We start from the raw sequence: 12,893 nt of genomic DNA on the forward strand, positions 1-12,893 counted from the left end.
ACCGCAGATTTTTGGTCGGGGTCAGCGTTTCGTGCAGCGGACGAGCGTTGCAGCACCGGCATTGGTGTATTTGCTCTGCATCGTATAGAGCCAGCCCTTGCATTCCGACAGGGTGGTGAAGCAGCGAACCCGGTCGATCGGGATCAATCCGTCGCCGCCGGTGAGGAAGGGCGAATCGTCCACGCCGCTGAACTGGCCGACAATGATGCCGCTGCCGCGTCTCGGCACATTGCAGCGCTGGCCCGCATATTCGCTCACATCCTTGCGCACCTGCGCTTCAGCCGAAATCGGCAGCGCGACAAGGCCGGAAACCGCAAGCGATGCGGACGTGAGGCAAAGAGCAATCAGCTTACGCAGCATCGAATTCTCCCTGAAAAGACCAGCTATGAAACAACTTCACAAGTAGAATAGTACTTTTTCTTCCAATGAGAAGCATCGCACCCTTAAAATAGGGGTGCGATGCCTTGTCTGAAATCAGAGCGTGTCGCCTGCCTTGCCAGTCACCTTGAGCGCAAAGGCATGGGTGTAGGCGACTTCCTCCAGCCGCGAGAAGCGGCCCGAGGCTCCGGCATGGCCCGCATCCATATTGATGCGGAACAGGACCGGATGGTCGTCGGTCTTCAGTTCGCGCAGCCGGGCAACCCATTTGGCGGGCTCCCAATAGGTGACGCGCGGATCGGTAAGCCCCGCCACGGCCAGAATGGCGGGATAGGCCTGACGGCTGACATTATCGTAGGGCGAATAGCCCGCAATCGTCCGGTAATCGGCTTCCGAAGTGATCGGGTTGCCCCATTCCGGCCATTCCGGCGGGGTCAGCGGCAGCGTGTCGTCCAGCATCGTGTTCAGCACGTCGACAAACGGCACTTCGGCAATGATGCCGCCGAAGGCGTCGGGCGCCATATTGGCAATCGCGCCCATCAGCATGCCGCCTGCCGAACCGCCATGGGCGACGATGCGGTCATGGCTGGTGAAGCCTTCTGCAACGAGGTGCCTCGCGGCGGCGATGAAATCGGTGAAGGTGTTCACCTTCGTGTCGCGCTTGCCGTTTTCGTACCAGGCGAAACCCTTGTCCTTGCCGCCGCGGATATGGGCGATGGCATAGACGAAGCCGCGATCCACAAGCGACAGCCGCGAGGTGCTGAAGCTCGCCGGAATTGTGATGCCATAGGAACCGTAGCCATAGAGCAGGCATGGCGCAGAGCCATCGAGCCTGGTGTTCTTGTGATAGAGCAGGGAGACCGGCACCAGTTCGCCATCCGATGCCTTGGCGAAGACGCGGCGCGTGACGTAATCCTGCGCATTGTGGCCGGACGGAACTTCCTGCGTTTTCAGGAGCTTCCGCTCCCGCGTGCGCATATTGTAGTCGAAAAGCTGTTCCGGCGTCGTCATGGACGAATAGGAGAAGCGGATTACATCCGTATCATATTCGGCGCTGCCGTGAAGACCGAGCGAATAGGCCTCCTCGTCAAAGGCAATGGCGTGTTCCTCGCCGGTTTCGCGGTCGCGGATCACGATGCGCGGCAGGCCGTTGTCCCGCTCCATCCAGACAAGATGATGCTTGTAGGCCGAGTGCGACAGGATCAGCCGTCCCGGCTTTTCCGCCACGACCTCGACCCAGTTTTCCGGTTGCGGCGCGCTGGCGGGCGCCTGGCATATCTTGAAGTCCTTGGCGCCATCGGCATTGGTCAGGATGTAGAAGACGTCGCCGCCGGGCGCGATGTCATATTCCGTGCCGGTCTTGCGCTTCATGACGAGCTGCGGCTTTGCCGCCGGATCGCTGGCGGGAAGCAGCCAGCATTCCGATGTTTCATGGTCATGAATGTCGATGAAGATATAGTCGTCCAGCGCCGAACCGCCGACGCCGAGGAAAAAGCCCGGATCTTTTTCTTCATAGATCAACCGGTCGTTTGACTGGTCTGTGCCTATCTTGTGGTAGAAGACTTTGGATGGCCGGTGGTTTTCATCAAGGCGCGTATAGAAGAAGCCTTCGCTTCGCGCATCCCAGGCGCCGCCGCCATTGGTATCGGTGACGATATCCTCAAGGTCCTTCATCGAAGTGAGGTCGCGGACTTTCAGCTTGTAGAATTCCGACCCCTTGTCGTCATAGCCCCAGATCAAAAGTTTGTGATCAGGCGCATGGTCGGCGGAGGCGAGGCGGAAATATGCCTTGTCCTTGCCTTCGACATCGCCGTCGAGAAGAATGGTTTCCGCGCCGCCATCGCGGGGCGTGCGGATGAAATAGGGCTGTTCGCCGCCGGTGCGATAGGACACGCCATAGGCGTAGGGGCCATCCCTTGAGGGGACGGACGAATCATCTTCCTTGATCCGCCCGCGCATTTCTGCAAACAGGCTTTTTTGCAGCGCTTCCGTGTCTTTCATGAGCGCCGCCTGATAGGCATTTTCGGCTTCCAGATGTGTGCGTATTTCCGGGGCCAGAACCGAAGGGTCCTTGAATACTTCCTGCCAGTTATCTGCGCGCAGCCAAGCATAATCGTCGGTGCGGGTGATCCCGTGGCGGGTGTCATTGACCGGATGTTTGGCAGCGTGCGGCGGTTGAGGTTGGGAGGAGCTTTGAGACATCCATAGTTCCGATGAAAACTGTTTCGATTGCTGCAAGGCCCGTAAGCCATGCGTTCTAGTGGATTGAATTTCACGTTTGAATCCCGGCTGACATAGATGCTGTTTCAAACGTCAAATTCCTGGTGGTCTTTTGGATTACCAACATTTGCTCAGCGCTTGAACCAAGGGATGCAAATGTTGGAATCAGACCGCTAGCGGGTGATACTGGTGTTTATATAGTTGCGCCAAAAGGCGAAAGCGAGTTGATTCCGTTGAAATATATTTGACCAATGCCTTTTTGAGGCCCGATTTTGCGGCCAAAAGCTACTGAACGGAAACGGGTTAGTCTTAAGCCTCGTACAAGAAAACTTGAGGGAAAAAAATATTGCTAGCGGCGCCCGAGCAAATTAAAGGAATCCCGGCAGCGAACTGCGGCTTCATCCTTATCCTGTAATAAATGACAGGGGAGGCGGCGCGAACACATCGTGTTTCATAGTTTCCCTATTCCGGCAAGGTTGAGTTCTGGTTTTTGTATTTGCCGATTCAAGAAGAAAGACTTGTTGTTAATGTAATGTGGTTTGACAATTCTATTGCAAATGACATTATCAACTGATATCCGCAATCGGGAATGAATGCGGCAGAGTTTTGGAATACGTAGCGACGATGGCAGGCGGGGATCTCCAGTCGTCGATTACGCAACAATAAGAAGTAAAAAGGAAATCTGATGGAAAATCTGGACACGCACGACGAGAGCGCAGAACTGCTTCTGAGCCTTACTGCAGATGTTGTGGCTGCATATGTCGGCAATAATTCGATTCGCGCCGGTGAACTGCCGCAGCTGATCGCTGAAGTGCATTCTGCTTTCAAGCGCCACGTCGAACGCGAGGAAGCGCCCGTCGTGGTTGAGAAGCCGAAGCCGGCAGTCAATCCGAAGAAGTCGATTCATGACGACTACATCATCTGCCTCGAAGACGGCAAGAAGTTCAAGTCGCTCAAGCGTCACCTGATGACCCATTACAACATGACGCCGGAACAGTACCGCGAAAAGTGGGATCTCGACCCGAACTATCCGATGGTCGCTCCCAACTACGCCGCTGCGCGTTCGCGTCTGGCGAAGAAGATGGGCCTCGGCCGCAAGCCGAAGGAAGCTTAAGCGCTCTGACATTCGAGCGCACTGCGCTTTGCCGCGTCTATTCTTGAGCGTTTGTTGAAATGGCCGTTATCGTAAAGCGCAAGCTCGACGATAACGGCCATTTTGCTTGGGCCTGCTTTTCCCGAAACGCTCGCCTCCATCAAGCGATCCGGTCAAAAGCCTGTTTCAATGCAATGTGCCGGTTCAGGTCATAACTCCAGTGACCGCGCATTCCTTTCAGTCGTTCCCTCTCCATGAGGCGCGTCAGGCGCCGCTTGGTCTGTTCCTTTTCTTCTTGCGATGCTTTGAGAACTTCATCGAGATCAATCCCGGCGATAATCTGCAAGGCGATACGCTGCATCGCAGTCAGTTGATTCTGTTTTTGCCAGTCAAAAAACAATTTGCGGGCATGTTTGAGATCCGCTTCCATCGTCACAATCCTCATTTCTGGGTGTGAACGAGCATGAGCCTCGCCAGTCGGCGTTGGATAATATTCCTAGATTTTGCCCGCAAATTTCGGTAGAATAGCCAGCAACCGTACCCTTCGTGGCGCGTTAATGCCATGCTTACAAGGCTTTAGCCTATCTTAGAAACCACGAAATTAAGCATGCAACGCAATCCATTCTACAAAACTTATCCACTCTTGCATTTTTCTCCGTATAAGAAGATATTCCTATTCTGGCGAGGGAAGATGAATGTCTTTGGAACTATCGGATGTCATTCACACGCGGGCAGAAGCTTTCGAAGCATTGAAGCTGCTGGCAGCAAGGCATGGTCGCAACCTTAGCCTGGCAATGGAGGAGGGCTCCGCCGATCGGTTGCGGCAGCGGCACAATGTAGCGCTGTGCGATGCCCTGATTGATTTGCTTGTAGCCATGTTCGGCGTTTCCGGCACCGAATTGCGTTCTCCCTTGCGTTGCAGGCGCGAGGTTGCGCGTGTCCGGCAGATCGGCATGTATGTCGCGCACACGGCATTCGGCCTGGCCATGCGGGATGTGGCGGTGGGCTTTGCACGGGACCGCACCACGGTAATGCACGCCTGCCATCTGGTGGAAGACATGCGTGACGATACCGAATTCGATGCGATCGTCTCGACCTTCGAGCGCATTGCGCAAAGTGCTTTCGCGGAGTGGAGGATGGCGGCATGACCACCCAACTGTCAGTGTCCGAAGCGAGAATTATACGCTTTCTGAAGGGCGGGTCCTGCGAGGTTCAGGATTCGGTTCGCCCCACGCATGTATTGCTCGCTGCGGATCACGGGACCATTGCGGCTTCCCGCTCCGAACTGAAGGCCATGCATCAAAAGGAATTGCTGCGCTGGGAGAATGAACGCCTTGTTCTGGCGCGAGACGCTGCCAGGAGCCAGAAGAAACGCTGCAAGCCGTCACCCGTTCCGGCAAGGAAAACCCTGACCGTGGAGTATGAGCAGGGCGAAAAGGTTGAGATCAACCCGGAAGAGTCGCCGCTAGCCATGCTCTACCGGCGCAAGACCGCGAGCGGTTCTTCCTTCATTTCGGAAGACGAGTTTCTTGCAGGCGAGCGGTTGCGTGCCGACTTCACGCGCGGCTCGCTCATGCCTTCCATCACGATGCGTTGGGAGACAAGCGTCAGGAGCAGGGCGAGCGGGGCGGGCGGCATGGCCGAACTGACGGATATTGCGCTTGCCAGCCGCGTCCGGGTCGAGCGGGCGCTGGAGGCGGTGGGGCCGGAACTGAACGGTGTTCTGGTTGATGTCTGCTGCTTCCTGAAAGGTCTTGAAACCGTGGAGCGCGAGCGGCAATGGCCCGCACGTTCGGCCAAGATGCTGCTCAAGGTCGGCCTTGCCGCACTGCACCGGCATTACAACCCTCAGCCTGAAAAGGAGCGGGGAGGCGGCGCCGTCCTGCATTGGGGCTCCGACGACTATCGCCCTCGGTTGCAGCCGCAGAACAAATGAAGCCATCTCCCTCATTGACACTCCATTGGGGCGGGTCTATCGCCTGTGCCAAACAAGCCTGGCAGGCCTGATGGGGAAGTGGGGAGAAATCACATGAATTCGGTACGGGATCGGCTGGAAAGCATCCTGTCGCGGCTGGAAGCGCGGGCAGGGAACGAGCGCGTTTTCAGCAAGGTTTATGCGCAACAGGCACGTGCCGAGGCGGATGCCGCCGATGCGCGCCTGCGCGACGGGCGCGCTGTCGGGCCGCTCGACGGGCGCATTGTTTCGATCAAGGATCTTTTCGATGTTGCCGGAGAACCGACGCTTGCCGGTTCGGTTATCCGCCGTGATGCAGCGCCTGCGACGCAGGATGCAACGATTGTCCGCCGTCTGCGCGAGGCAGGTGCGGTTATCGTCGGCAAGACCCATATGACGGAATTTGCCTTCACGCCGGTCGGCCTCAACCCGCATTATGGCGAGCCGGGCAATGCGATTGACCCTGCGCGCATTCCGGGCGGTTCGTCATCGGGTGCGGCAGTCTCGGCTGCGGAAGGCACGAGCGAAATTGCCATCGGTTCGGATACGGGCGGATCGGTGCGCATTCCGGCGGCGCTGAACGGCATTGTCGGCTTCAAGCCGACAGCCCGGCGCATTCCGCTCGACGGTGCTTTTCCGCTGGCGCCATCGCTGGATTCCGTCGGTCCTCTGACCGGCACGGTGGCTGATGCCATTCTAACCGATGCTGTGATGGCGGGCGAAACACCGATACTGCCCGACGCGCTGCCGCTCAAGGGGCTGCGTGTTGCGTTGCCGAAGGGCTATCTTCTGGCCGATATGGAGCCGGATGTGGCGAAGCATTTCGAGGCATCCGTCGCACTTCTCGAAAAGGCGGGCGCTATCATTGCCGATCTGGAAGTCGATGATCTGATCCAGCGCCTGCGCGAAGCAACCCGCGTGGGCTCCATTGCAGGCATTGAGGCAAGCCATGTTCACGCATCGACATGGCTGGGCGATCCCGAGGCCATTGTCGACATCCGCGTGAAGCGCCCGCTCGCCGTCCGCATCAAGGTGCCGATGGAAACCTATCGCGGGATCATGGAAACGCGCGCGGCGCTGGTGCGGGAAATGGACGAGCGTTTGAGCCGGTTCGACATGTTCGTGACGCCCGCTACGCCGATTGTTGCGCCGACGATTGCCTCGGTCAGCGATGACGAAGCCGAATATGACCGTGTGGAAGGGCTGCTTCTGCGGGATACACAGGTCGGCAACCAGTTCGATCTTTGCAGCATCACCGTGCCCATGGCGGGCATGACGCTGCCGACCGGCTTCATGCTCACCGCGCGCGGCGGCACGGACAAAAGGCTGCTGGCCGCAGCCCTGTCGGTGGAAAAACTGTTAGGCTGATTCTTTCGCAAGCTCCGCTTCGCGGCGGATGCGCGCCACCATGGAACGCAGACCATTGGCGCGCTGCGGGGTGAGGTGCTCGTCGAGGCCGAGCTTTTTCAAAATGGCTTCGGGGTCTATCGTCAGGATTTCCGAAGCCTTGCGGCCCGAGTAAAGCGCCAGCACGATGGCCACCAGACCGCGCACGATATGCGCATCGGAATCGCCCAGAAATTCGATGACCGGATCGGCGCCGTCTTGCGGCAGCGTTTTCAGCCAGACCTGGCTGACACAGCCCTGCACCTTGTGCTCCGCATCGCGCGCATCGTCGGGATAGGGCGGCAGTTCCTTGCCGAGATCGATGACATAGCGATAGCGGTCTTCCCAATCATCGAGAAATTCGAAATCGGACATGATGCTATCGATGGTCGTGGTCATGATACTCGCCTGAAAGAAGTTTCTTGCCGCTTATATAGTGATGAAACGTGGCAAGGTCACGGAAAACTAGCGTTCAATTGCGCCGATCGCGCGACGATCCAGTGCGCGCAGGGCGTCTTCCCGCGATGTGGGGATGGGAATGCCGGTTGCGGCCTGCGGAGGCAGAGGTGCTGCCGGTTCCACTTTCGCAGGCGGTTGCGGCTTGGTGCCGAAGCGGTCGCTCAGATATTCAAGCGCGACACGGCTTCCTTCCAGAAGTCCGCTTCCGGCGCTGGAAACCAGCGAGGTTCCGTTCTGGCAGAAGGACGGGTTATCGATGCAAAGCTTGCCCAGCTCCACGGCGGTTTTGCCATTGGCGAGAAGCTGGCCGATTGGATCAGGTTCCCGCTCGGTCGCGGCAATGGCGGGTTTCTCCTGCGGCTTGTTCTGCTCATCCGCAGGGAAGATGCGCGGCATCACAAGGAACGCCAGCGTCAGCCAGAATGCGGATTTGAGGAGAAAACGGATCATTGCCTTGCTTCTGTTGCGGTGTGTCGGCGTCAATGTCCGATGAATTCGAAAAGATTCCGTAACCGTTCGGTTTGAACGTTAGGCTGTAGTGACGAATTAACTTACGGTTCGGCGTTGGTGTATTTTTCTGCTGAACAGGAGAAACGACCGCATGGAGTTGTTCCTCCATAAGGGAGTTTCGACGCATTCAGAGGGAAAATACACCACGTCGCTTCGCGATATGACGAAAATGTCCCATCTTGGCGTCGCAAAACCTCAATGGGGGAACCACCCCATCTTCGGTTTCGCTCCTAAAGCTGAACCATTTTCGCTCATACCGAACCATGAGTTAATCCGTCTCTACAGCCTAAGATTGCATCGGGCAGCAATATCATTTCGCCGATTGCTACACTCTGTTTACCATAGACAGAAAAGCACCCCCGGCACATCACTTATCCGCTTTGGGCGGCTCCGCTTTATCGTTTCTTTAAAGCCTCGGCTGCAATCTGTTGCTCGCTGGAAGTGCGTCGGCTTTCCGGTTTTGACCATGCAAGAGTATTGAGTGAGTAGGGCACGTTGAACGCCATTCTTTTGAAAACAGCCGAAGCCTTCCGCACGAACGTGCAGGCGATCAGCCGTTTTTACGAACGTTTCTGCCGCCGCTGGGCATCCACGCCCGACGCGGCCTCCATACGTGTCATCGGCTCGGTCATCACCGTGCCGGTCCTGCTGTGTGCTGCGGTGCTTGGTTCCGGCGTAACGCCGGGCTTCACGGAATTTGCGATTCTCGCCGCCAGCTTTGCAGGCGTCGCCATGATCCTGTGCGCGCTGTCGCTGATGGGCATCGCTGCGCCCGTTCTGGCTGGCTTGAACTTCGCTGCCTATGGCGCGGGTCTCGCTGCCATCGGCGCCTTTTCGCATGGCAATGCGGTCCTGTGGCTGATGGCGGCAGGTCTGCCGCTTGAGGTCTGGTTTGCGACCCGCAAGCCGGGCGCTTCCGCGGTAGGCGCAGCATTCGCCGCGATGATTCTGGGTTTCCTTGCGACCGCGAGCGGCGGCGCTATTTCCGGCGGCAGCTATGTGTCTGTCGCGGTTCTTGTCCTTTATGCTGCAAGCCTCGTTGCGCGTGGCTTTGTGAGCGCTGCCAAACCTGCCGAGATCAAGGTCGGCGCACCGCAGATCGCGGTTGCTGCCGGTGACGTGCAGTTCTGCCTCGATGCGGATGGCGTAGTGTCGTCGGTCGACGCGAACTCTGCGAAGCTTTTGGGCGTGCAGCCGAAAATGCTGGAAGGCACGGCCCTGATCGACCGCGTGCATGTGGCCGACCGCGTTGAATATCTTTCGCTTCTGGCCGATCTTCGCGCCGGTGCCTCGGTGCGCAAGATCGACGTGCGCCTGCGCTCCATCGAAAATGGCGAGACCGTCTTCCGCACCTATCGGCTTGAAGGCGCCGCGAGTGCTGACGCCGTCACGCTGATTGGCCGTTCGCTTGAAGGCGAGCAGAAGCTTCTGGACGAGATTGCCACGCTGAAAGCGGAACTGGAATCGGAGCGCATCGGCAAGGGCCGTCTGCTCGCAGCCGTCAGCCACGAACTGCGCACGCCGCTCAATTCCATCATCGGCTTTTCCGACATGCTGTCGCATGAAATGGGCGGCAAGCTGGCCAATGAGAAGCAGCGCGAATATGCGGGGCTCATTCATCAGTCCGGCCATTATCTGCTGGAGCTTGTGAACGCCGTTCTCGATAATTCGCGTCTGGAAACCGGCAATTACAGCATCGATCCGCAGAGGCTTGCCTTCCGCGAAGCGGCTGAAATGTGCACCGCCGTCATGCTGCCGCTGGCCGAGAAGAAGGGCGTTGCCTTCTGCCATCGCGTCGGCAACGGCATTGGCGAACTGGTGGCCGATCGCCGCGCCATCCAGCAGATCCTGCTCAATCTCGCCGGAAATGCGGTGAAGTTCACGCAAAGCGGCGGCTGCGTCACCATTGATGCAGCGCGCGTGGTGGCTGAAGGCCGTGCGATGCTGGAATTCAGCGTTTCGGATACGGGCATCGGCATCGAGCCGGAAGACATGCAGCGCATCGGCACGCCATTCGTGCGCGCCAACAATAATTATGCGCGCGCGCAGGAAGGAAGCGGCCTCGGCCTTTCGGTGGTCAAGGGGCTTGTGGAGCTGCATCAGGGAACGATGCAACTGAAAAGCTGCCCCGGCGAAGGCACGGTCGTCACTGTCCGCCTTCCGGTGGCAGGTCCGCAATTTGTCATGGGAGAAGACGAACATCAGGAACTTGGCCCAAAGCTGGGCCCAGAGCTGGGCACGGTGATCGACATGCACCGTCACCAGGGAGAAAGGCGACATGACTGGCAGAACGACGAAATCCGGGAGCAGAAAAATGCGCAAGCCCGCAAAACGGCGTAGTCTCGGATCGCGGCTCCTCCATTTCTTCTTCACGTCGGCCTCGGCGCTTGCCATCGCTGCCGGAGATTTCATCGCGCGCAACCCCGTCCTGACCGGCGGGGCAACCGCGTTTCTGGTGGTCATGAGTTTTGTTTCGGCCAATGCGCTCTGGTATCAGCCGGAGGCGCACAACGCTGTGTTTTTCCGCACCAGGCCGGATTTCGTGTTCAAGCCGACTCCGCGCGAGGTGCTGCCGGGAACCGCCGCAGTGAGTGACAACGCCCCGAAACCGGCTGAAACCGCGAAGAGCGAGACCGCCCCGACGCAGGAAACCGCCAGCCTGGCGACGGACCGGCTAAACATGAGCGCATCGGTGGATGACATGCTGCCGGCACTTGCGCCCAACGCCGATCTGGAAATCGCGCGGCTGCAACAGCGGCTTTCGACGCTGGGCATCTACAAGGGACCGGTGGATGGGTTCACCGGGCCGCAGACCCGCGAAGCGGTGGAACGCTGGCGCGCCTTGCAGCAAAAGCTTGGCGTGCAGGAGGCCAACATCCCTGCGCAATTGCTGGCCGGTGCCCAAAACAGCAATTTGGACCGTAGCCCGGCTCAGGATGATGTGGCAAAAGCCATCGAGGTCGCGGTTCCGTCGCCGCGCCCGCAGCCTGCCATTTTGAAATCGGAAACAGTTTCAAAGCCGAAGCCCGACCTTGCTTCCTATGAAAAACCGGCGGCCAAAAAGCAGGTTGCGGCAACGCCCGCCATCCAATCGGGAAAAGTGAGTTCGCAGGATATTATCCGCGTGCAGGCCGGGCTGAAGGCATTCGGCAACGACACGGTGCCGGTGAACGGACAGCCCGGCAAGTCGACACAGGAAGCGGTGCGCGAATTCCAGAAACTGTTCAGCTTGCCCGTGACAGGCGAAATCGATGGAACGCTCATCGCCAAGATGCGTGAGATCGGCTTGATAAGCTGATGGATGCCCTATGCGCCTGACATCCGATTTCTGGGTTTCGGCCCTGATCCGCAAGGTGCAGGGCGAGGGCGGCTTTGCCTATCTCGCCCGTCGCGGTTCACCGGAAGCGGGCGCGATTTTCATCAAGGTAAGCTCGCGCTTCGGCACATGCGATTTATATTCGCCTGCGCCGCAGACCTCCTATGAAGAGGATAATGACGGGGAGCGCATGTTCCTGCGCATTCTTCACGACGCCGATGACATGGCGGCAAGTGACCGCATGGCGCGGGAAACCCGTTTCGACCCCGATCTGTGGCTGGTCGAACTGGTAGATATTGCCGACGCGTCGGCACTGTTCTCGATTTCGCAGGACGGAGAAGCGTCTTACTGACGGTTTATTTTACCAGCCGCTGCTGGGAGGGATGATCGGAATTGGCCGCATCCACGAGCGGGGTGTCGTCCTCGGCTTCGGCCATTTCGCGCAGCTTGCCGCGCAGCATGGCTGACATGTCTTCCGCCTTCCAGCGCCGCACGAGCGCCATCGCCTTTTCGCGGTCGATGGAACGATAAATATGGACAAACTCACGCAGGCTGTCGCGGTTGGCGTCGATCGGCCCCAGAATGGCAGTCATGGTGAGATAGCATTCCGCTGGCGACAATCCGAGCGCCTTCAGCGCAATCGGCAGATGCGAATCCGGCCACTGGCCGATGATCGCGTCGGAGCGTTCGAACGAAAGATCGAGCGCATCGGCCAATGCGTTGCGGAAAAACTGGCCGTCGATCAGAAGCGCGCTATCGATGAGATGCTGTGAACCAGTCGCGCCCGCTTCGTAAAATGGCTGTTGCAGCGCGCGTGCCAGCCGCTCGGAACTGCCTTCTTTCATCAATGGCGTTCTGGCGGCGGAAAGGTCGGGCACATCCGGCTTTTCAAGCGGCTCGGCCTCGATATTGGCGAGGTTTTCCTGAAGCGCCAGCGTGCGGTCGATGACTGGATCGGCAAAACTGCGCAGCACGCCTTGCAGAAGCACATCGCCCGATTGGCGCCGCGCAATGGCGCGCGCATGGGCAAGACCGTTCTTGCCGATGATCTCGATCAGGTCGGAAGGGCGCAGAAGGGGAGAGCGCAGCAGGATGGGCGCGGAGATTTCGACGGGCTGGTCGGCCAGCGCCAGAATGAGGCGACGCGGCGCGTCTTCGAGCTGTGCCAGCGCATTGGCGGCGTGGCGCTTGCCGCGTGTCGAAGCGCATTCCAGAAGCGGCAGGGCGAGATCTTCGAGCTGCTGCATATCCTGCCGTCCGGGGCGCGTGATGCCCGCGAATGCCGAAATCGCGGCCGCCAGAAGGTCGTCCGCCTTGGCTCTCCCCGCTTTTGAATCCGACGGGCTCCGGTGGCCTGAAATATCCTCCAGGGCGCGGAACTGATCATTTGTCACGCAGAATACTCCGGTAGGCACACAACTCACCCGCCCCAATCGCAGATCACGCATCCGGCAGCAGCCGGTTTGCGCAAAAATGCACCCCGCATGGGTCGGTATTGCGGATAATAGCGTTGAAGCCTTAGCAACTCATTAACCGTGCCATAAAGAAACAGCATTTGGTTGCGCTGATGCCTGAGG

Annotated in this window: 13 protein-coding genes and 1 pseudogene; 7 read left to right on the forward strand and 7 right to left on the reverse strand. The window is 58.6% G+C overall.

Annotated features, from left to right (window positions below):
* Positions 1 to 21: 21 nt before the first annotated feature.
* Positions 22 to 360: a hypothetical protein gene (locus AC0TNJ_RS01310; RefSeq protein WP_473766942.1), complete on the reverse strand. Its 339-nt coding sequence runs from the start codon at positions 358 to 360 to the stop codon at positions 22 to 24.
* A 114-nt stretch (positions 361 to 474) separates the two neighbouring features.
* Positions 475 to 2,580 carry a S9 family peptidase gene (locus AC0TNJ_RS01315; RefSeq protein WP_473769975.1) on the reverse strand — a complete coding sequence of 702 codons (2,106 nt, stop codon included), beginning with the start codon at positions 2,578 to 2,580 and terminating at the stop codon, positions 475 to 477.
* Between the two features lie 703 nt (positions 2,581 to 3,283).
* On the opposite strand from AC0TNJ_RS01315, the gene AC0TNJ_RS01320 reads away from it, so the two are divergent.
* A complete protein-coding gene (locus tag AC0TNJ_RS01320; RefSeq protein ID WP_122003292.1) occupies positions 3,284 to 3,712 on the forward strand; it encodes a Ros/MucR family transcriptional regulator in 429 nt (142 codons plus the stop codon).
* Between the two features lie 139 nt (positions 3,713 to 3,851).
* Here the strand turns inward: AC0TNJ_RS01320 and AC0TNJ_RS01325 are convergent, their stop codons facing one another.
* Positions 3,852 to 4,121 carry a cytoplasmic protein gene (locus AC0TNJ_RS01325; RefSeq protein ID WP_473769976.1) on the reverse strand — a complete coding sequence of 90 codons (270 nt, stop codon included), beginning with the start codon at positions 4,119 to 4,121 and terminating at the stop codon, positions 3,852 to 3,854.
* Between the two features lie 271 nt (positions 4,122 to 4,392).
* Here AC0TNJ_RS01325 and AC0TNJ_RS01330 point away from each other — a divergent pair, with 271 nt between their 5' ends.
* From AC0TNJ_RS01330 to AC0TNJ_RS01340, 3 genes are all read left to right on the forward strand, one after another.
* Positions 4,393 to 4,839 carry a helix-turn-helix domain-containing protein gene (locus AC0TNJ_RS01330; protein ID WP_122003310.1) on the forward strand — a complete coding sequence of 149 codons (447 nt, stop codon included), beginning with the start codon at positions 4,393 to 4,395 and terminating at the stop codon, positions 4,837 to 4,839.
* The gene (locus AC0TNJ_RS01335) at positions 4,836 to 5,627 is read left to right on the forward strand and encodes a DUF6456 domain-containing protein (RefSeq protein ID WP_473769977.1); all 792 of its coding nucleotides are present in this window, start codon (positions 4,836 to 4,838) and stop codon (positions 5,625 to 5,627) included. The genes AC0TNJ_RS01330 and AC0TNJ_RS01335 overlap by 4 nt, the downstream gene beginning before the upstream one ends.
* Before the next feature lie 93 nt (positions 5,628 to 5,720).
* Positions 5,721 to 7,013, forward strand: a complete 1,293-nt coding sequence (locus AC0TNJ_RS01340) for an amidase (protein WP_473769978.1) — start codon at positions 5,721 to 5,723, stop codon at positions 7,011 to 7,013.
* Here the strand turns inward: AC0TNJ_RS01340 and AC0TNJ_RS01345 are convergent.
* From AC0TNJ_RS01345 to AC0TNJ_RS01355, 3 genes and pseudogenes are all read right to left on the reverse strand, one after another.
* Entirely contained in the window at positions 7,005 to 7,430 is a 426-nt protein-coding gene (locus AC0TNJ_RS01345) for a SufE family protein (protein WP_122003296.1), read from the reverse strand. The two genes, AC0TNJ_RS01340 and AC0TNJ_RS01345, sit on opposite strands and share 9 nt — an antisense overlap.
* Before the next feature lie 66 nt (positions 7,431 to 7,496).
* A complete protein-coding gene (locus AC0TNJ_RS01350) occupies positions 7,497 to 7,940 on the reverse strand; it encodes a hypothetical protein (RefSeq protein WP_473769979.1) in 444 nt (147 codons plus the stop codon).
* A 67-nt stretch (positions 7,941 to 8,007) separates the two neighbouring features.
* Positions 8,008 to 8,127, reverse strand: a pseudogene (locus AC0TNJ_RS01355) (PaaI family thioesterase); the annotation flags it as partial.
* A 368-nt stretch (positions 8,128 to 8,495) separates the two neighbouring features.
* Here AC0TNJ_RS01355 and AC0TNJ_RS01360 point away from each other — a divergent pair.
* Genes AC0TNJ_RS01360 through AC0TNJ_RS01370 form a run of 3 tightly spaced genes read left to right on the forward strand, consistent with a single transcriptional unit; the run spans position 8,496 to position 11,668 of the window.
* On the forward strand, positions 8,496 to 10,340 hold the full coding sequence (locus tag AC0TNJ_RS01360; RefSeq protein ID WP_473769980.1) for a sensor histidine kinase: 1,845 nt from the start codon (positions 8,496 to 8,498) through the stop codon (positions 10,338 to 10,340).
* The gene (locus AC0TNJ_RS01365; protein WP_473769981.1) at positions 10,315 to 11,298 is read left to right on the forward strand and encodes a peptidoglycan-binding domain-containing protein; all 984 of its coding nucleotides are present in this window, start codon (positions 10,315 to 10,317) and stop codon (positions 11,296 to 11,298) included. Before AC0TNJ_RS01360 ends, AC0TNJ_RS01365 begins: the two co-directional genes overlap by 26 nt.
* A gap of 10 nt (positions 11,299 to 11,308) precedes the next feature.
* Positions 11,309 to 11,668: a DUF1491 family protein gene (locus AC0TNJ_RS01370; protein ID WP_473769982.1), complete on the forward strand. Its 360-nt coding sequence runs from the start codon at positions 11,309 to 11,311 to the stop codon at positions 11,666 to 11,668.
* Between the two features lie 4 nt (positions 11,669 to 11,672).
* On the opposite strand, the gene AC0TNJ_RS01375 is transcribed toward AC0TNJ_RS01370, so the two are convergent.
* Entirely contained in the window at positions 11,673 to 12,710 is a 1,038-nt protein-coding gene (locus AC0TNJ_RS01375) for a DUF2336 domain-containing protein (protein WP_473769983.1), read from the reverse strand.
* Positions 12,711 to 12,893 lie beyond the last annotated feature (183 nt).

It is taken from the genome of Ochrobactrum sp. PL_is483 (assembly GCF_055816855.1).